The sequence below is a fragment of the Roseivirga sp. genome (assembly GCF_965216855.1).
Taxonomy (GTDB): domain Bacteria; phylum Bacteroidota; class Bacteroidia; order Cytophagales; family Cyclobacteriaceae; genus Roseivirga.
The window spans coordinates 845,941-864,309 of sequence record NZ_OZ244204.1 but is presented as its reverse complement, the minus strand read 5'-3'; the positions used below and the strand labels follow the sequence as shown (position 1 = coordinate 864,309).

General features: G+C 43.0%; 23 protein-coding genes. 4 read left to right on the top strand and 19 right to left on the bottom strand.

Features of this window, described 5'->3' with window-relative positions; genetic code table 11:
* Window position 1: 1 nt before the first annotated feature.
* Complete coding sequence (locus ACOOEY_RS03800) at window positions 2-607, top strand: tRNA-(ms[2]io[6]A)-hydroxylase (RefSeq protein WP_420387347.1); 606 nt, start codon at window positions 2-4, stop codon at window positions 605-607.
* Here ACOOEY_RS03800 and ACOOEY_RS03795 read toward each other — a convergent pair.
* The 3 genes from ACOOEY_RS03795 to ACOOEY_RS03785 form a co-directional block, all read right to left on the bottom strand.
* Window positions 604-1,512 carry an alpha/beta fold hydrolase gene (locus tag ACOOEY_RS03795; RefSeq protein WP_420387346.1) on the bottom strand — a complete coding sequence of 303 codons (909 nt, stop codon included), beginning with the start codon at window positions 1,510-1,512 and terminating at the stop codon, window positions 604-606. The genes ACOOEY_RS03800 and ACOOEY_RS03795 overlap by 4 nt on opposite strands.
* 52 nt (window positions 1,513-1,564) lie before the next feature.
* Entirely contained in the window at window positions 1,565-2,146 is a 582-nt protein-coding gene (locus ACOOEY_RS03790; RefSeq protein ID WP_420387345.1) for a YdeI/OmpD-associated family protein, read from the bottom strand.
* 199 nt (window positions 2,147-2,345) lie between these two features.
* Entirely contained in the window at window positions 2,346-5,303 is a 2,958-nt protein-coding gene (locus tag ACOOEY_RS03785; protein ID WP_420387344.1) for a leucine--tRNA ligase, read from the bottom strand.
* 224 nt (window positions 5,304-5,527) lie between these two features.
* Between ACOOEY_RS03785 and ACOOEY_RS03780 the strand changes: the two genes are divergently transcribed.
* Window positions 5,528-5,791, top strand: coding sequence for a hypothetical protein (locus tag ACOOEY_RS03780; protein WP_420387343.1), 264 nt, complete (start codon window positions 5,528-5,530; stop codon window positions 5,789-5,791).
* On the opposite strand, the gene ACOOEY_RS03775 is transcribed toward ACOOEY_RS03780, so the two are convergent.
* The 4 genes from ACOOEY_RS03775 to ACOOEY_RS03760 are packed head-to-tail and all read right to left on the bottom strand — an operon-like array spanning window position 5,792 to window position 8,542.
* Window positions 5,792-6,223 (bottom strand): hypothetical protein, encoded by a 432-nt coding sequence (locus ACOOEY_RS03775; RefSeq protein ID WP_420387342.1) that lies wholly within the window; start codon window positions 6,221-6,223, stop codon window positions 5,792-5,794.
* Between the two features lie 43 nt (window positions 6,224-6,266).
* On the bottom strand, window positions 6,267-6,914 hold the full coding sequence (locus ACOOEY_RS03770) for an outer membrane beta-barrel protein (protein WP_420387341.1): 648 nt from the start codon (window positions 6,912-6,914) through the stop codon (window positions 6,267-6,269).
* Between the two features lie 54 nt (window positions 6,915-6,968).
* Complete coding sequence (locus ACOOEY_RS03765) at window positions 6,969-8,195, bottom strand: RNA polymerase sigma factor (protein WP_420387340.1); 1,227 nt, start codon at window positions 8,193-8,195, stop codon at window positions 6,969-6,971.
* A 5-nt stretch (window positions 8,196-8,200) separates the two neighbouring features.
* The gene (locus tag ACOOEY_RS03760; RefSeq protein WP_420387339.1) at window positions 8,201-8,542 is read right to left on the bottom strand and encodes a YciI family protein; all 342 of its coding nucleotides are present in this window, start codon (window positions 8,540-8,542) and stop codon (window positions 8,201-8,203) included.
* A gap of 172 nt (window positions 8,543-8,714) precedes the next feature.
* On the opposite strand from ACOOEY_RS03760, the gene ACOOEY_RS03755 reads away from it, so the two are divergent.
* Window positions 8,715-9,419 (top strand): DUF4197 domain-containing protein, encoded by a 705-nt coding sequence (locus tag ACOOEY_RS03755; RefSeq protein WP_420387338.1) that lies wholly within the window; start codon window positions 8,715-8,717, stop codon window positions 9,417-9,419.
* Window positions 9,420-9,422: 3 nt separating this feature from the next.
* Here the strand turns inward: ACOOEY_RS03755 and ACOOEY_RS03750 are convergent, their stop codons facing one another.
* The 7 genes from ACOOEY_RS03750 to ACOOEY_RS03720 all read right to left on the bottom strand — a co-directional run bounded on the left by ACOOEY_RS03750 (window position 9,423) and on the right by ACOOEY_RS03720 (window position 14,842).
* Window positions 9,423-9,986: a hypothetical protein gene (locus ACOOEY_RS03750; RefSeq protein ID WP_420387337.1), complete on the bottom strand. Its 564-nt coding sequence runs from the start codon at window positions 9,984-9,986 to the stop codon at window positions 9,423-9,425.
* Entirely contained in the window at window positions 9,937-10,905 is a 969-nt protein-coding gene (locus ACOOEY_RS03745) for a hypothetical protein (protein WP_420387336.1), read from the bottom strand. The genes ACOOEY_RS03750 and ACOOEY_RS03745 overlap by 50 nt, the downstream gene beginning before the upstream one ends.
* A gap of 22 nt (window positions 10,906-10,927) precedes the next feature.
* Window positions 10,928-11,443: a hypothetical protein gene (locus ACOOEY_RS03740; protein ID WP_420387335.1), complete on the bottom strand. Its 516-nt coding sequence runs from the start codon at window positions 11,441-11,443 to the stop codon at window positions 10,928-10,930.
* 10 nt (window positions 11,444-11,453) lie between these two features.
* A complete protein-coding gene (locus ACOOEY_RS03735; protein ID WP_420387334.1) occupies window positions 11,454-13,103 on the bottom strand; it encodes a hypothetical protein in 1,650 nt (549 codons plus the stop codon).
* Window positions 13,103-13,483, bottom strand: a complete 381-nt coding sequence (locus tag ACOOEY_RS03730; protein WP_420387333.1) for a hypothetical protein — start codon at window positions 13,481-13,483, stop codon at window positions 13,103-13,105. The genes ACOOEY_RS03735 and ACOOEY_RS03730 overlap by 1 nt, the downstream gene beginning before the upstream one ends.
* Window positions 13,484-13,714: 231 nt before the next feature.
* Window positions 13,715-14,350 carry a peroxiredoxin gene (locus ACOOEY_RS03725; RefSeq protein WP_420387332.1) on the bottom strand — a complete coding sequence of 212 codons (636 nt, stop codon included), beginning with the start codon at window positions 14,348-14,350 and terminating at the stop codon, window positions 13,715-13,717.
* 96 nt (window positions 14,351-14,446) lie between these two features.
* Complete coding sequence (locus ACOOEY_RS03720) at window positions 14,447-14,842, bottom strand: GtrA family protein (RefSeq protein WP_420387331.1); 396 nt, start codon at window positions 14,840-14,842, stop codon at window positions 14,447-14,449.
* Between the two features lie 69 nt (window positions 14,843-14,911).
* Between ACOOEY_RS03720 and ACOOEY_RS03715 the strand changes: the two genes are divergently transcribed.
* Entirely contained in the window at window positions 14,912-16,621 is a 1,710-nt protein-coding gene (locus tag ACOOEY_RS03715) for an ArnT family glycosyltransferase (protein WP_420387330.1), read from the top strand.
* Here the strand turns inward: ACOOEY_RS03715 and ACOOEY_RS03710 are convergent.
* From ACOOEY_RS03710 to ACOOEY_RS03690, 5 genes are read right to left on the bottom strand one after another with little or no spacing between them, the layout of a single operon-like run.
* Window positions 16,613-16,987 (bottom strand): SdpI family protein, encoded by a 375-nt coding sequence (locus ACOOEY_RS03710; protein WP_420387329.1) that lies wholly within the window; start codon window positions 16,985-16,987, stop codon window positions 16,613-16,615. The two genes, ACOOEY_RS03715 and ACOOEY_RS03710, sit on opposite strands and share 9 nt — an antisense overlap.
* Before the next feature lie 3 nt (window positions 16,988-16,990).
* Window positions 16,991-17,203: a zinc ribbon domain-containing protein gene (locus ACOOEY_RS03705; RefSeq protein WP_420387328.1), complete on the bottom strand. Its 213-nt coding sequence runs from the start codon at window positions 17,201-17,203 to the stop codon at window positions 16,991-16,993.
* The gene (locus ACOOEY_RS03700) at window positions 17,203-17,364 is read right to left on the bottom strand and encodes an Arc family DNA-binding protein (protein ID WP_420387327.1); all 162 of its coding nucleotides are present in this window, start codon (window positions 17,362-17,364) and stop codon (window positions 17,203-17,205) included. Before ACOOEY_RS03700 ends, ACOOEY_RS03705 begins: the two co-directional genes overlap by 1 nt.
* Window positions 17,365-17,366: 2 nt before the next feature.
* Complete coding sequence (locus ACOOEY_RS03695) at window positions 17,367-17,510, bottom strand: hypothetical protein (protein ID WP_420387326.1); 144 nt, start codon at window positions 17,508-17,510, stop codon at window positions 17,367-17,369.
* A 4-nt stretch (window positions 17,511-17,514) separates the two neighbouring features.
* Window positions 17,515-18,360: an SPFH domain-containing protein gene (locus ACOOEY_RS03690; RefSeq protein WP_420388632.1), complete on the bottom strand. Its 846-nt coding sequence runs from the start codon at window positions 18,358-18,360 to the stop codon at window positions 17,515-17,517.
* Window positions 18,361-18,369: the final 9 nt, after the last annotated feature.

Sequence of the window (18,369 nt, the reverse complement as noted above, 5' to 3'; positions counted from 1 at the left end):
CATGGCCGAAAACTATACCAACCACGTCCTTGGTTTGCAATTGCCAACAGACCCTCGCTGGGTCAATATTGCTCAGATGAATATTGAAGACATTTTGGTAGACCATGCCTACTGCGAGCAGAAGGCTGCCTCTTCATGTATTTCGCTCATTGTGCAGTATCCGGATAAGCGAGATCTGGTAGATATGATGACCCCTGTGGTAGCCGAGGAGTGGAGCCACTTCGAAAGAGTGATTGAACAGCTCAATAAACGTGGTATGAAGCTGGGTAAGCAGCGAAAGGATGAGTATGTGATTCGGCTGCAAGCTATTCTTAAAAAGGGTGGGGGAAGAGAGGAACAGCTGGCCGAAAAACTGCTGATGAACGCTTTGATTGAGGCCAGAAGCTGTGAGCGATTCAAAATGCTTCACCTGAATATTGAGGATGAAGAACTGAAGAAGTTCTACTATGAGCTGATGGTCTCAGAAGCCGGGCATTACAAGAACTTCCTTGGATTGGCTAAACAATACATGGGTGAAGAATATGTGATGAAACGGTGGAAAGAGTTTCTGGCCGAAGAAGCTAAAATCATTGAATCTCTTGAGGTAAGGGGAGATCGAATGCATTAACCTACCTGATCCAAAAACATACTTATCTCCGAAAAGTAAGTCTCCCGCTTTTCCAGCCATCCATAGTGGGCACATTCTTCCAGCCAGACCAATTTGGAATTGGGAAGAATTGCATGGGTATTTCTGGCAATTTCCAGGGGAAGAATATCTTCAGTGCCCTGCAGAATAAGAACAGGCTTTTGAAAGTTCCGAAGTGCTGGTTTACAATCGAATGGCATTGATCTCATGTTGTTATGAACCAGGCCGTTAACTTCCATATTGGCTTGGGTAAGTCTCAGACCAATGGCTTCTACGTGCTCTTTTTTATCGTGATAAAGGTAAGCTGTAGCTAAGCTCTTTGCCATTTCATGCAGGGCGTGAAAACTGGTGTCACCGTTATCAATTTGCCCTGTCCAATAGTCGTATTCCCGCCTTTGTTTAGTGGTTAGTTTGCCCAGGACGTTGACCTGGCTGAAATTTTCCAGGTCTATGCCACCTGAGGCCGAAAGAATCATTCCTTCAACCCTTTCCGGGTGCTTTGAGGTATAATAAGAACCCAGCATACCTCCAAAGGATTGCCCAAAGACAACCCAGTCTTTAATGCCCAATTCTTTCCTCAGGGTTTCGATGTCCTCAACCATCAGGTCCATGGTTATGGTTTCTGCATTGATATGCTTTGCGGTGGATTTACCGGTACCCCTTTGATCATAGATGATGCTGAAGGCATATTGGCCAAGGTTACCGGCCAATTCGGCAAATCCCTCGCTGTCCACTCCCGGTCCACCATTAATAATCAGTAGTGTATCAGGGCCACCACCAAAGGTTTGGTAATACAGATTACCATAATCCGTAGCAACATGGTGAGAAGTCTGGGCTGTGGCCGTCAGGCTAATAAAAAGCAGGCTGAGTAGAAAGGAAATTCGCATAGGGGCAATTAACGGGACATTTGGAATAGGGATGCTTGTGGAAATTGCTTTTTTAGCGATCATTCAGACCTTTTCCCTCCAGAATGTGTGGCGTGTACTTTTCGATTCTGGCTGTACGTGTTTTCGACTGTTTGGCCTGAGCAAAGTGAAGCAGATAGCCCCTTTGCCTGCCCGGAGTCAGTGCTTCGAAAGCTGATTCTAATGCTGGATTGTCATCAAGTGCTGATTGGAATTCCTCAGGCATTTCGAATTCATCCGTTTTCTTCATTTCCACCTGAAGTCCTGCCTTTTCTACTTCTATGGCTTCGTAGATATAGCTTTTGATAATGGCTTCCTGTTCAGTGATTTCATCGGTAGAGGTAAACCTGATCTGCCGGGCAGCTTGTACATTCTCTGTTTGTTGGATTAATATACCTTCACTGTCTTTGAGCAGAACTCCTTTGTGGAAGAGTAAGGCGCAATAGTCTTTAAAACCATGAATGAGGACTACATTCGCTCCTTTGTGGGTATAGCAGGGATGTCCCCATTTTAATTCTTCCGTCAGGCCTGTACTCAAAACGATAGTTCTGAGTTGATTAAAGGCCGTTTTCCACTGACTGTCTTTTTCGAAAAACCAATCGACTTTAGGATTCATATTTCTTTCGGTTGAGTTCGCTGACTCACTAATATCTGGTTTTCTGATTGAAAGGAAGAAAGAAACGGGATTAATCAAAAAGAAGAGGCTGCCCGGGAGAGTCGCTGTACCTTCAGAGATCCTGAATCAAGTTCAGGATGACGATACAATTGAATTCCCAGATAGCCTCTTGATAGAATTTAAAACTCAGTCCGTAGACCTAAACCACCAGGTTGACAATCTTATTGGGTACAACAATCACCTTTTTAGGGGCCTTGCCTTCCAGCCATTTTTGTACCGTCTCATCGGCTAATGCAGCAGCTTCGATATCTGCTTTACTCAGGTCTGAAGAAACCAGCAGCTTACTGCGCATCTTTCCATTGATCATGACCGGATACTCAATGTCATCTTCTTTCAGGTGCTCCTCATTGAATTGAGGGTAAGCGGCATGGATGATGCTGGTCTCGTGACCGATTTTCGCCCAAAGCTCTTCAGTAATATGTGGAGCGTAAGGAGAAATTACCACTAGCAGGTCTTCCAAAATCGCTCGCTTATTACAGTGGAGTGCTGAAAGCTCATTCACACAAATCATGAAAGTGGAAACGGAGGTATTGAAAGAATAACGCTCAATATCCTCTTCTGCCTTCTTGATGGTTTTGTGCAGTGACTTTAATTCCTCCTTGTTCGGAGCTTCATCGGATACGGCCAGGTTACCTTCCTTATCATGGAAAAGTCTCCAGAGTTTATTGAGGAATTTCTTAACTCCATCAATACCATTGGTGTTCCAGGGTTTGAACTGCTCCAAAGGCCCAAGGAACATTTCATAGAGACGAAGGGTATCGGCACCGTATTTCTCCACTATATCATCAGGGTTTACAACATTGCCATATCTCTTCGACATTTTTTCTACTTCCCAACCACAGATATATTTATCTTCTTCTTTTAAGAATATGGCATTCTTTAAATCAGGTCCAGAGTTCCGAAATGCTTCTTCATCTAAAATGTCATTCTTAACTATATTAACATTTACATGAAGTATCGAAAAGGTTAAATCTTGTTCTTCCTCATTGAAGTGAAGAGAATCTACATACTCTTTTCCATGTTGCTCAAGAATTAGTCGTTTAAACTCTTCAATTTTTTTCTTTCCTTGTCTTTTCAGTGTGTCATAAATCCCCTTTGATACGAAGAGATTGGATGGTTTAAATTCTCCCTTTAAACCTAGAGTGCCATCGGGCATATCAGTAGGGACTATGTTTCTAGATTGCTGATATCTATAAACTAGATTCGACCTCCCCTGAATCATTCCCTGGTTAATGAGCTTTTTGAAAGGCTCTTCCTGGTTAACATGACCAAGGTCGAAGAGTACCTTGTTCCAGAAGCGTGAGTAGAGTAAGTGACCTGTGGCATGCTCAGAACCTCCAATGTAGAGGTCTACATTTTCCCAGTAGGCCTGCACGTCTTTGTCAATGAATGCTTCTTCATTGTGAGCATCCATATAACGATACCAATACCAGCTGGAACCAGCCCATCCCGGCATAGTACTCAACTCTAGTGGGTACGCTTCGCTTTCACCAGCAGGAGTGTAGGTAAAGTTCTCAGCTCTGCCCAATGGTGGGTCTCCATCTTCTGTCGGCAAGTATTTGTCAATTTCCGGCAGAATAACCGGTAAGTCTTTTTCATCTACCAGATAAGGAATGTCATTCTTGAAATAAACAGGTACAGGTTCACCCCAATATCTCTGGCGGGCAAAGATTGCATCTCTGATACGGTAGTTAATTTTGCCTTTACCTACGCCTTTTTCTTCTGCAAAGGCAATGGCTTTGTCGATAGCTTCTTTGCAGGATAGCCCATCGAGGAAGCCCGAGTTAATCATGGTGCCTTCTTTGGTAGGATCTGCTTTCTCGCTGATGTCTGCATCTTTAATGACCGGTACAATCGGCAGGTCAAAATGCTTAGCGAAGTCATAATCCCTCTGGTCGCCACAAGGCACGGCCATTACGGCACCTGTTCCATAACCAGCCAATACATAATCGGCTACCCATACAGGTATTTTCTCCCCATTGAATGGGTTAATAGCGTAGCTGCCGGTAAAGACCCCTGAGATGGTTTTTACATCACTCATTCTGTCTCTTTCGGAACGGGTGGCGGCTTGTGCCACATAGGCTTCTACAGCTTCCTTCTGATCGGCAGTAGTCAGTTGGGCAGTGAGTTCGCTTTCCGGAGCAAGTGACAAGAAAGTCACTCCGAAAATAGTATCGATACGGGTGGTAAATACCTCAATTTCCAGTGATGAGTTTTCTACCTGGAAGCGTACTTCAGCACCTTTAGATTTACCAATCCAGTTGCGCTGCATTTCCTTCAATGGTTCCGGCCAGTCAATGCCTTCCAGTCCCTGAAGTAATCTTTCGGCATAGGCAGTGATGCGCATGCTCCACTGCTTCATTTTCTTCCTGATTACAGGATAACCTCCTCTTTCTGAGAAGCCGTCTTTCACTTCATCATTAGAAAGTACTGTTCCCAGCTCTGGGCACCAGTTAACGGCAGTTTCAGACAGATAAGTCAATCGGTATTTCAGGAGCATTTGCTGCTGTTGCTCTTCAGACATGCTGTTCCATGAATCAGCTGTGAACTCGGGGGTGTCATCATCGCAGGCTGCATTGATGTTGGCATTACCTTCCTGACTGAAAAGCCTGGTGAGTTCGTCAATGCTTCTGGCTTTAGCTGCATCGTAATCGTACCAGCTGTTGAAGATCTGCATGAAGATCCACTGCGTCCAGCGATAGTATTTAGGATCACAAGTTTGTACTTCCTTGTCCCAATCGAAGGCAAAGCCGATATTTTCTAACTGCTCTTTGTAGCGCTCAATGTTTTGTTTGGTGGTAATGGCCGGATGCTGACCTGTTTGGATCGCATACTGCTCGGCAGGCAAACCAAAAGCATCGAAGCCCATCGGGTGCATTACGTTAAAGCCTTTGTTTCTCTTGTGTCGAGTCACAATATCTGTAGCGATGTAACCCAGGGGGTGACCCACATGAAGCCCTGCGCCTGATGGATAAGGGAACATGTCGAGGGTGTAGAATTTGGGTTTACTCTTGTCTACAGAAGCTTTGAAGGTTTCATTTTGCTTCCAGTACTGTTGCCATTTAGGCTCTATTTCCTTGTGATTATATTCAGCCATTGCCGTTTAACCGATTGTCTTTCAATAAGCCTGCAAAATTAGTGTTTTTCAAGGCTTAGAAAACGGTTTTAGGGAATATTACATTTCCTTTTTACGGTCATTCGGGCTGAAGCTGAGAATCTCTGCCGGGAACAGGTAGATTCTCCATTAGGCAAGAGACCTTACGACTAAGGACGTGGTAGATTTCCAAAACACCTTCTATATTTGGCAATTAATTTTAAGATATGTTCGGACTATTCAAGAAGAAGCCTAAAGAACCCACAGCTCCAAAACTCCTCGATTTGAATAATAACCCTATTGTTGAGGGTTCGGTCGTTCGCTCATTGCGCTATGATTTGGGAGAATGCACAGTAGAATTGGATGGTCTTGAGTATTTCTATGTTTCCAAAAGCACAGGTCAGCGCATCAGCTATGTGAAAATGGTAGATGCCATCACCGAAAACCAAAAGGTGCTCCTGGTGGGAGGCGATGAGCCTAAAGAGGACTAATCAGGGAAAGGGCAATAGGTCCGGTTCCATAAATTTTACTTTAGCCTCTTCAGCCTGGAATATATGCTCACTGTAGTGCGATGCCATCAACTGCCTGAATTCTGTTTTCAGTCGTGGAGCATCCTGCATGAACTCCTCAAATGATTCAGCTTCGCTTTCTAACATAAAGGCATAAACTGCTTTCGTAGCAGCAATCGTCAGGGTTGTATTGTATTTTTCTTCAGCCCCCAGTGCCTTCACATAATGCTTAAGTATTTGTTGTACCTCTTCAATGGCTTGATGAATCCCTTTCTGTTTGATCAATAGCCAGGCTAATCTCAAATGAGCTTCATGGCTGAAGTAAGAAGGGGAGAGCTGTGCTGAGTTCAGCTGATCAATCAATGCCTGATCGGAGAGTTGACGATGTAGTTCCATGGCTAAGACTTGAACCATGGTTGTACGGAACTCTCTTTATCGGGTTCTGATTTTTCAGCTTCTAATTAAAACTGTACAGGACATTGACACTAAAGCCTTCAGTTTTCAATCGGTTGGGTTTGTATTCAGGGTCACTGGGGTCTTTGCCTACTCTACTATCGTAAATGGCCGATATGGCGGATCGGTTAAAATAGGATAGCTGTATGTCGAAGCTTTCACTGATAGCATAAGCCATTCCCAGGCTAAAACTCGCTTCGAGGAAATTGTCACGACTAAACTCAACACCTTCTGATAGTCCGAAGTTGCTGATGAACCCTGCGTCAAAAACAGGGCTTATTTTGTATTCTTTGGCTCTAAAACTAAGTTGAACTGGTACTGAAATAAACCTCTGTCTGATAAAATCCGGAATAGGAATTCCTATACTTAGGCAGTTTGGGCATGTTTCCAGGGCCTTATAATCCTTGTTGCTGTAGAGCAGTCCACTTTTAAAACTGAAGTTGGAATTGGTGAGCAGTGTGGTTGTGAAACCAATACTATAATTGTATTCGTCTCTGAATATTCTTTCGCCTACCAGATTGTCGTTGTCATAGACGATGTTTTCGCCACTGATATTGTCCTGAGTATACTGGAAGCCTACTTTAATCCTTTGGTTTTGAGCGATAGACTGAAGGCTGATAAGGCAGAGTAATAGAATAAATGCTTGTCTCATTGTTATTGGTGTTGCTTGTTCTTATGACACAGCAAGGTTGGTACAAGGTTGGAATCAGAGGCTGTACTTGAGAAGCTGTTTTTGCAGCCATTGTTTCTGGCGATTTGACTGGCTTAGCTCAATGGCACGGTTCAGATGGTGTAATGATGTTTTCGGATCGCAAACCTGAGTTAGATTTGACATTAGGATATGGTAGAATGGATTGTTGGTCAGAGCTAATTGTGAGCCTGAATTAATAGCGGCATCAATCCCTTCAACTTTTGACAGGGCATATATGCGATTCAGTTCGATAACAGGAGATGGTTCAAGTAACAGGAGGGCATCATAGAGACTTAGAATACTTCGCCATTTTTCGACCGAGTCTTCCTGAATGGTATGCCAATAGGCAATGCTTGCTTCCAGATAATATTTACCGGGTATTTCCTCAATAGATGCCTTGCGGAGGTAGTAGAATCCTTTTTCAATCAACTCATTACTCCATAGGCCGGTGTTTTGATCCTCGTATAGGATCAATTCTCCCTGCTCATTCTGACGGGCATCGAGCCTGGAGGCCTGGAAACACATCAGGGCCATTAAAGCATAGGTGTTGTGATCTTGAGTTATAGAGTTGCTGAGCAGCAGATAGTTGAGCCTCATAGCCTCGAGGCATAGGTCTTTCCTGATCAGATGCTCTGTGGATTCCGAGTAATACCCTTCATTAAAAAGTAGATAAAGGGTGAGTAAAACCGTATTTGTTCTTTGTTGTATTTCATGTTTTTCGGGAAGAACGAGCCTGATATCCGCATCCCTCAGTTTCTTCTTGGCGCGATATAGTCTTTTGTTGATGGTTTCTTTGGTACATAGAAAGGCTGAGGCAATTTCATCGACTCCAAATCCACAGAGTATTCTTAGAGCCATGGCAATTTGAGATTCCTGTGATATAGACGGATGTGCAATAGCATATAGCATCCTCAGTTGACTATCCTCAATAGTGTGCTCATTAAGATCAATGCTGATCGACATATCCTCTTCAGTTTCCAGGCTTTTACTCACTTTTTCAGTGAATGTCTGCTGCCTCTTAATCCAGGTAAAGGCCTGGTTTTTGGCTACGGTATATAGCCAGGCTTGCGGGTTATCAGGTACTCCATGATAAGGCCACGTTTCCAGTGCCTTCTGAAAAGTATTGCTGACTATATCTTCGGCAATTTCAATATGGCTGAGTCCAAAATATTTACAGAGTACGGAAACCAATTTCCCATACTCTGTTCTAAATAAATGAGGGATGAGTTCAGTCTTGCTCACGGGTACTAGCCCTTAAAAATCTGTCTGACCTCTACTGTATTTCCTTCTCCCTGAAGAATAGGAGTGCCTTTGGCCATCTCAGCAGCTTCTTCTGCTGATTCAGCTCTTACAATTACATAGCCACCGAGCGTTTCCTTTATGTCTCCGAATGGACCATTGGTCACTATCTTGTTATGATCTACTACCTTGGCATCATCGAATAAGAGACCAGTTCCACCAACAAATTTGTTTTGAGCTTCAATGCCTGCTACCCAATCCATTTGCTGTTTCATCCAGCTTTGCATTTGCTCTGGTGACACCTTGCCTGTGGCGTTCTCATGTCTGAAAATCAGAATAAACTCTTTCATGATTTGATTTTAGATTTTTAAAATACTTTTTCTTCATGACAATTGGAGAAAATAGAATTGGACATCATCTGCCTTTTTTCTTCCCTATTGAAATCACCCTTTAACATAAATTTTACAGACACATTCCAACTTTTCTATTCTCGTTCGTTACCTATACACAAAGCACATTGTTATGAGAAACCTAGCATTCATTATCATCAGTCTTTTCATGTTTAATTGTTCATCTCAGGCGCAGATCTTTAAGAAAGCCAAAGAGTTGATTGGGGGAGATGCTGCATTTACCAAAGAAGAGGCGGCTAATGCCCTGAAGCAAGCACTCGAACAAGGTACAGTTAAAGGAGTGGGTGTGGTTTCGCAGGTAGACGGCTACTTCAAAAACCCGGAAATCAAAATTCCTTTTCCTCCCGAAGCACAAAATGTAGAGGAAAAGCTGAGGGCTTTTGGCTTGGGTAATCAGGTAGATGAAGCCATTTTATCACTGAACCGCGCTGCCGAAGATGCTGCCTCAGAAGCTAAGGATATTTTTGTAGCGGCCATTAAAGCCTTAACTATTCAGGATGCCATTAACATTGTCAAGGGCGAGCAGGATGCTGCCACCCGCTTCCTGGAAAGAGAGACCACATCGCAACTCACTGCTAAGTTTAGCCCAATCATTGATGCCAGTTTGAAGAAGGTAAATGCTACCAAATATTGGTCAGATGTGATGGAGCGATACAATAAGATTCCATTAGTGAAGAAGGTAGAAACCGACCTGACAGCTTACGTCACAGAGAAAGCCATTGACGGCCTGTTTGTGATGATTGCTCAGGAAGAACTTAACATTAGAGAGAATCCGGGAGCCAGAACAACTGAACTGTTGAAGAAGGTTTTTAAGTAAGGTCTAAAGGTTGCTAAACCAGCGGTATATCTTCAGGAGAATAGCTCCCAGTTTAAAGATGAGTTTGGGTAGAAGGTATCGATTAAGGGTTGTTAAGGGGAGGAAAAGACAGTGGCCCAAGACTCCCAGAGCGTTCATGCTCAGGTCCTCCAGTGTCAGATTAATGAGGCAATAATAATCCTCTTTGAGGTAAGGGAAGGTAATAAGCAATAGTACCGTATTGATTATAAGACTAAAGGCCATGGGCAGAGTACGAATGCCCTTTAGTTTCTGTCGCAGGTTTCTCGATACATTCTTAAAATCTGTCAGAAGGGTTTCGTCTTCGCTCAACAGCTCCATTTGCTCATGGTAGTTGAGTTGACTGGTGCCTTTATAAACGATCATATTATTGAGGTCACCCAGCAAGGTGAGTTCTGATACCAAATTGAAATACTGGCCTTTTGAGGTCTCGCGGATGTAGCCTCTGTAAAACAACTGAAAGTAAACCCTGCAGGCATTTAAGCTGCCCCACAGGATGTTACTTCGTAAGTTTACCAACAATGTATTCACCAAACTTAGTAAGCGCATCGATTAGTTTTTCCCAGTAGTTAACAGAAAGCCTGATACCATCGTGGTGCAATTCATTCACCAGCGGAATCTGATTATCGGCAAATGATTTGGCAATTCGGGTAGTTACATCACCATCCAGTCCAATAATGGTTTGCAGGGCAACTCTGGAGGTACCTATGTCATAAGCTTTTTTCAGAATAGAGAATTGTCTGATATCCAGGTCGAGTTCAGAAATATCATGCCGTTGAGTAGTCTGACCTTCTCTCGAAATGAAAATGGCATCCGGAGTATCTCCAAAGGTAGCCCGGTTTTTCGGCTCACCTTTATCATTTTTGACTGAGAGCAGTTCGATTAGCTGATCCTTCTTTTCCTGATCATCGATAGTGACCGAAACAGTCACCTCTTTAATTTTAGCTTCTTTCTTAAACCAGTTGGTTTTGCTGCGCTGCTCAACGGTAACTGTCCTTTTACCAGTAAGTGCCCCGTTATTTAGCTGTATTCTGGTATCTGCCTGAAAGAGCACATCTTTAATACTTTCAGCATTTCGATCTATCCGATTGAGCATGCCCAGGTCTGCGTCAATATCATCGGCAGGCTTATCTATGCTGCCTTGAATCTCGCTGATCAGGCTGGAAGTAAGTCTGGCTCTGGTCTGGAACTCCTCAAAAGAAAGGAAACCACTCTGGCGCACAAGGCCATTCAACTGATTCGCTACCTGTTGATTATACCTTTTGTTTTCTTTCAGGTATTCTATCAGCTTATATTCAATGAGCAGATCAGTGAGCTTTTTATCATACTTAATGGCAATGCCATGCAGCAACTCCCTGGATCTGGAAGGTGTTTTGGCTGCGGTCATATCTGAAGCAATGATGGTATTGATTTCCAGGTGCGTCAGATCGTTCGCAGCCGATTGTATTTGAATCTGCCACTTCTTCATAGAGGAGCTAAAAAGCTATTGACTAGTTCTGTGTATCAGCGTTTTCTTCAGTACCAGGTGTAGCAGGAGTAGGATCCTGACCCTTGTTCTTAAAGATACCTTCATCTTTCACGAATTTGATCAACAGGTCACCAACCTTCTCCAATACTTTCACATTTCTGATTACAATTTCATGGGCCTGATTTTCTCTGATCGAATGATACTCTCTCAAGGTTTGATTTTGTTCGAAAGCCTGAGACATTACGGTAGTAATGTCACCTGAAACCATGTCAATCTTAGTCATCATGGCATCGTTCAGGTTCATTTGAGAAATGATCTCATCCTGACCTTGTCCATTTTGAAGATCTTCAACAGTTACAGAGCTGTTGTTCGGTAGTGTTCCGATAAGAGTACTGACACGTAAGAGTGCCAACTCCTTAAAGTCATTAATTACTCCATCAAAGAAGTTCTTTCTGCCCTGAACTGGAGTGGCCTCTGTTGAGTTAGCAGGGGCTTCGGTATTGTTGCCCTGTGGGTTTTCGTTGTCTTGATTTGGCATATGGGTAAGTTTATGTGTTTTGAATAAGTTTATACTGATCTGTTAGTTGCTTAAATGATTTCGCCAGTTTGAGCAGAAAAATGGGCCAGGCTACAATGGCTCCAACCAATAAGACTTTAATGGTCTTGAAGAGCAGAGCAATAAGCATCAGGCTAAATTTCAAGGACTGTACCTTCTCGTTTACTTTGGCTTTGTGTATGCTGAGAATGGCCTCATCCAATTGCTGAACAAGGTTAATAACATCCTTGTCGACATTGAATTGAGTAATAATATTTTGCTGTGGGGTACCACTCAATATGGTGGTTCGCCCCAGAAGGAATTTTACACCTTCAATAAAGTGGTGGGCTGCCTGTTTAATGACTTCATAAATCTTTTTCAGAAAGGAAGTAATAAAAGAGAGCGCCTTTCCCACCTTCCTGGCGATCCACCCGAAGATCTTACTGGCAAAGCGGAATATCTTCTTGAAAAAGCTTCTGATACCTCCGAAGATTCTTCCCAGAAAACCTTTGCCGCCATGGCTTGATGAAGGGTCTTTGCCATCACGAACGTCTTTTATACCTGTTGTGAAGTTATCTCTGAAGGCTTTTTGATCATCTGCCTTGGCATTTTGATAGCTATTGTTGATGGTCTCGAGCGTCTGTATTGTTTTATCAGACTGGCTGTGCTCTACTTTGTATTTGTTGAGAAAGAAGATGGTGTTAAAGGCAATGATTCCGTCTTTTTCAACGAGGACCACCAATGCTTTCTTTTCATCGATGTCTTCTCCCGAGTCATTGTATGAGCTGATGATTTCTCTCAGGCTATTAATAGTGACAGGTCCCAACTCACCATCGAGACGACCATGGTAGAATCCGGCCATCCACTGATGAATCTGAATGAGGCGGATAATGAATGCATTATCGTCATTCCGACTCATGGTCAGCGCGACTTGTTCATTCACAGCATCGTCATCTTTCTTAAAAAGACTGTCTCTCAGTTTTTTGAAAACATCAGGGTGGTTTTTTAATTCTCTTTTAACAGCCCGTTTGAATGCTCCGGTATAGTCAGGGAGTTTGCTTTTCTTGCCCTGATCATCTCTGAGGTTTTCCAGTACTGAAGGAGATACCTGAAAGATGGAAATGGGTTGTTCAAAACCCCGCTCTTTCAGATAGACCACTGTGAATTCCTGAAGGTCAGAAAGCAGGTTGAGTGTGGAAAGAAGAGTCTTGCCCGTATAGCGGGTCAATTGCTGCAAACCCGAATAACTGGACGAGCTGTAGTAAGCATCAATGGGCTGATGATAAACGCCCAAAATATGGAGACGATAATGAATGATTCTGACTTGTAGTCCCCGATCTCCAAATGTTGGCAGTGCTTTGAACTTCAGACCTTCATCCATATCCAGGCATAGCTCGAGTATTTTTTCATCGCTTTGCTCGCCATAGATTTGGTTGATCTGATTGATTTCGGCTTGAGGCAGAAGCCCGGATTCTTTCAACTCGGTCTTGAAGCGATTCATCGCTTGATCAAGATCACTGTTACTGTTCAGTGAACTTTGGCCATTGAATACCGGCAGATAGCCCAGGTCACTAAGCATCTGTTCCAGCGCTTCCGGATTTTGAGAATCAGTTGGAAGATATTCCTGGTCTAGTGTGTCTACTATGTCCAGAATGTCGGACATTAATCCAGTTTAAGACCAATCATATTGGTGATCATCTCGAAAGTAGCCTTTCTTGCCGCCATGGCAGATTCTACCATCGCCTGATGAGCCTGAATGAGGGTTTGATCCTGCTCAGTAAGGTTTGACTTGACAATATTGGATGCATCCGAGTCAATCTCGAACCTTGAATAGGCTACAAGATCAAGTTTAGAATCAAGGGTAGCAGCTGTACTTTCGAGCAAAGACTTCACCTTAAAGGGAGAATCGCCTTCTTCTTTTAAGTCACTGAAAGTAAGTGTGAAATTGCCTGAATATGTGGTTACTTCAAGCGAAGCGAGGTCATCTATTGCTCCACCGATTTTGTCTGCAAGGTTCTTGAGTCCTTCTCCTAATTTTGACATTGTGCTGTTGGGTTTTGGTTGATAAGCTTCAAAAGTTAAGGAAACGATTTCACATTAGAAAGACCTGAAACCTTAGATTGGCTTAAATAAAACGTGGCTGCCTGATACGACACCTGATTGACATGGCTTACTCTATTCCCGACTTGCTTACCTGAACTAATGCTGGTCGGTCTTTCAATAAGATTATCAATCAATTACGTGTCTTCAGACAGCCACAGTTGGGTGCTCTTGCTATTTATTCGGTTGAGGCGTAGTTCTCAGGTAAGGTTTAATCACCTGATGACCTTTTGGGAAACGCTCCGGAATATCTTCGGTAGGAATGGCAGGTGAAACCACTACATCTTCACCCTCTTTCCAGTCAGCCGGAGTGGCTACGCTGTAATTGGCAGTCAACTGAAGTGAATCTATCACCCTAAGTATTTCCAGGAAATTCCTTCCTGTAGAGGCAGGGTAGGTGAGCGTAAGTTTCACTTTCTTATCGGGCCCGATTACAAACACCGATCTCACAGTGAGCGTATCGTTGGCATTCGGGTGAATCATGTCATAGAGGTTGGCTACAGTTTTGTCTTCATCGGCAATGATGGGGAAGTTCACCTCAGTATTCTGGGTTTCGTTGATGTCATTGATCCAACCTCTATGTGACTCCAGTCCATCTACCGAAACGGCAATGGCTTTTACATTTCTTTTTTCGAATTCCGACTTAAGCTGTGCCGTTCTGCCCAGTTCAGTGGTACATACGGGGGTGTAGTCTGCCGGGTGTGAAAATAGCAGTCCCCAACTGTCTCCTAACCATTCATGAAATTGGATGGTGCCTTCAGTTGTTTCTGCTTTAAAATCAGGTGCAATATCTCCTAGTCTAATCGCCATAATTGTGTTTTTTTAGTTTGTAATCATCAAGAGAACGTTCTCAGGAATACAAAGTTCTAAAAGTCTATAGAAATAGTAGGAAATGTTTAAAAAAAATTATCTCACGAAGGTGAAATTATAGTTAGTGATGAAGTTCCAGAGCACTACCACACCTATAGCAATAAGCTTGGCCCAATAGAAATTCATGTTTCTTTTATTGATCAACAGATAAATGATGAGGGTATTGATACCCAAACCAACCACTGCAAAGCCGAGGTATTTTGAGTATTGGACTAATTCCTCAGGGTTGGAATCGTGGAATGTCCAGACTTTATTGAGAAAAAAGTTACAGGTAGCAGCTAACAGAAACCCGAAGCCATTGGCCAGGTACTTATTCGCTTTTAATTTTTCTTTGCCCAGATAAGTTATGCCATAGTCAATAGCCATTCCGGTGAGTCCAACAACACAGAAGCGGATAAATTTGAGGGCAAGGTCGGTCAATTCGGTTTCCACGAATTGCAAATATGCATAACATTTGAGTTTCTTGAAAAAGCTTATTTTTGTGATTCGCAATTCAACCAAATGACTACTAAACTAGACAGCGCCCATTCGGGCAATAAGGATGGTTTCTTCACCATTTTTCTCATCATCTGGGTCGTAGCTGGCCTGATTCAAAATACTTTCACCGAAGTGAGTGGAGAAGAGGCCTATTACTGGATATTCTCTCAATTTCTGGATTGGGGTTATCTGGATCACCCGCCTATGATTGGAGTGGTGACAGCACCTGGCTATTGGTTGTTGCCTAATGCACTGGGCCTTCGTCTGGGTATGCTCGTCTGTAATATACTGACCATCATTGTGATCAGGAAAACGCTGGATGTGCGGGACGATAAATTGTTGGTCTGGATTCTTGTGGGCTGTGCTCCTGTTCATGTGGGAGCGGCATTGGTTAAAACAGATGTGCCATTATTGCTCTCAGAAGCCCTGTTTTTCTATTTCTATAAGAACTACCTGAAGAAGGATGATCTCAAAACAGTGGCTTTGCTGGCCCTGTCAATTGCATTGATTATGCTCAGTAAGCACCATGGTTTTCTCGTGGTGATGTTTACAGTACTGTCTAACCCTAAACTGTTTTTAAAGCGCTCATTCTGGTTGACAGTAGGCTTTACTGTACTGTTTATGATTCCTCATACGATCTGGCAGTATCAGCATGATTTTGCCACAATCAAATTCCATCTCTACAATCGAATCGATATGGGATTCGGTCTTGATACATTAGCTTACTATGTGGGTATTCAACCAGTGGTTTTTGGTCCGTTCATAGGCCTGATGTTGTTTATTGCATCTTTCAGAAACCGTAAGTCTGATGACCTGAACAGAGCACTGAGATTTACTATCTACGGAGTATTGATTTTCTTCTTCATTTCCACCTTTAAAGTGGAATTCCATAAGCACTGGACTTCCATTTTGACAGTACCATTGATCTTATTGGGTTATGATTTTATGCTCAACAGACCTAAGTGGCAACTCTGGTTAAAAAGACTCTCAATAGCTACCATCGTTTTGATGGTTCCGGCCAGGATTTATCTAATGTATGATTTCTTCCCCAAGTCATGGACAGAGGGTTGGGACGTGTTGCATGGTTGGGATAGTTGGGCCGAAGAGGTAGAAGAGCTGAGTGGTGGTTTACCTATTATGTTCAATAATCATTATGAAAGGGCCTCAAGATATGCTTATCTGACTGGAGATATTGTGCATTGTTACAATACTTTCGATTACAGGGAAACACAACACGACCTGATGACCCTGGAAGAGAATCTACAAGGGAAGAGGGTTTTTCAAATCAACCGTTTTCAGGATACCACCCGCTACGATGATTACTATACCGAAATAGGGAAGGGGATACATTACCGAATAGTCGAAGACTTCAGAAGCTTCAGGAAAGTGGAGATTGAAGTAGTAGAAGAGGAACAGATAGAAGCCCTAGAGGCTAATAGTGTGAGGATGAAGCTCAGGTTGACTAATCACTATGATTATGCGGTAGACTTTAACGATGTTGGAGGAAGGTCTGTTTATCTAAATGCACACTTCCTGAAAGGATTAACTCCCGTGGGTAAAGAGCAGTTGCTTTTGCTGAATCGGTCAATGAATCCTGGTGAAGAAATGGAATTGGATGTGGTTGTTGCTCAACCCATGTTGGAGGAGGGAAAGTATCACCTGCGATTCTCCATACAGGTGGAGGGCATAGAGCCCCCCATTAATTCCAGAAAATACGAGTTGGAGCTAGAATAAATCCTCTTCAGGGTTTTTCAATTTCCCCTCATTATCAAAGCGATTGTTGAGCTTGATTTCAGTAATCGCCAGCACACCCATCACGCTAAGGGTCATTATTCCTGAAGTGATGAGTATTTGAGCCTCCAGATTATCCAGCGTGAAAATGAGTGTGAGTTGAGTCAGTATAGTGATTGCTCCTGCCCAAAGGCAGGCTTTTGCACTGTATTTATTGGCAAACTCCCAGGTTTCCTGACTCTTCAAAGACATGGGAGTTCTGTAACCCATCCATCGGCTCTGACTTTTAGGATTGACAAACTGCATCAGAATTCCAGGTAATAAAGCAGAAACTCCGATGATGATGTGAATCAACAAACCTTCTTCCATGGCTTAAGTAGTGAACAGGTCGAATATGTTGGTGAGTGTTCTGGATCGACCGATTTTATACATTTCGGTATAACCGCACTGACTACAACTCACTGTTGCGAATTTTCTGTTTTGCAAGTCGAAGATTTTGGTCCAGCCGCTACCCGTAGTAGCGATGGTATCCGTTTCGAATTGTCTGTTATTACATTTTGTGCATTTCCAGTTTCTGTGTTCCATTATTCTTTCTTTTTAGGTAATCTGCCGGCCTCTTTCAAAGCCTTGTTAACAATCCATTCCATTTGTCCATTGGTACTACGGAACTCATCGGCTGCCCATTTTTCGACAGCCGATAATATTTCGGGATCTAACCTCAGTACGAATGGTTTTTTCTTAGACATAACTAGTACTTCTCTTTTCCAAGTATCAGGTAGATATCACTCATTACGGTAACCACTCGCCAGCCTTCCATAGCCAGTTGATTGAGTCTGACCTGAAACTTCTCTACCTTTTCAAATGGTCCTTTTTGTATAATCTTATACTGCATAATCTTAATGGTTTAAAGTGCCTGCATTAACTACCGGTGATGCTGATTTGTCAGAACAAAGCACAACCATGAGGTTACTGACCATGGCGGCTTTCTTCTCCTCATCCAGATCAACGATCTGTTTCTTGTTCAGCTCTTCGAGAGCTGATTCAACCATGCCTACCGCACCTTCTACAATTTTATAGCGGGCAGCTACAATGGCAGTGGCTTGCTGTCTTTGTAACATGGCACTGGCTATTTCTTCGGCATAGGCCAGGTAGCCAATTCTTGCTTCAATTACCTTAATACCGGCAATGGCTAATCTTTCTGCCAGTTCTTCTTCCAGGTCATGATTCACTTCTTCCATTCCTGAACGAAGGGTGATTTCACTATCATCTTCGAAGTTATCATAGGCATAGGTATTGGCTAACTTTCTTACTGCAGCATCTGTCTGTACCCTTACAAAGTGAGTATAATCATTGACTTCAAAAGCCGCTTTATAGGTTTCTTCGACCTGCCACACGAGAATAACACTGATGAGAATGGGGTTACCCAGTTTGTCATTTACCTTGACCCTTTCACTGTCGAAGTTGTGGGCTCTAAGCGATATTTTCTTTTTTGAGTAGAAAGGGTTAACCCAGAAGAAACCATTCTTCTTCACTGTTCCGCGATATTCACCAAAGAATATTAAGACTCTCGATTGGTTGGGCTGCACCACAAAGAAACCGGGAAGCATAAATAAGAAGATAAGAAACAGGATCGCAAAGTATGGCATCCTGGTCATTATCAGACCGGCAATGCCAGCTATGAGTATCAGGAAGGCAAGTGCTAGCATGCCAAATCCAGAGCCGGGCTTAAAGGGTTTTTCGATTTTCATGGT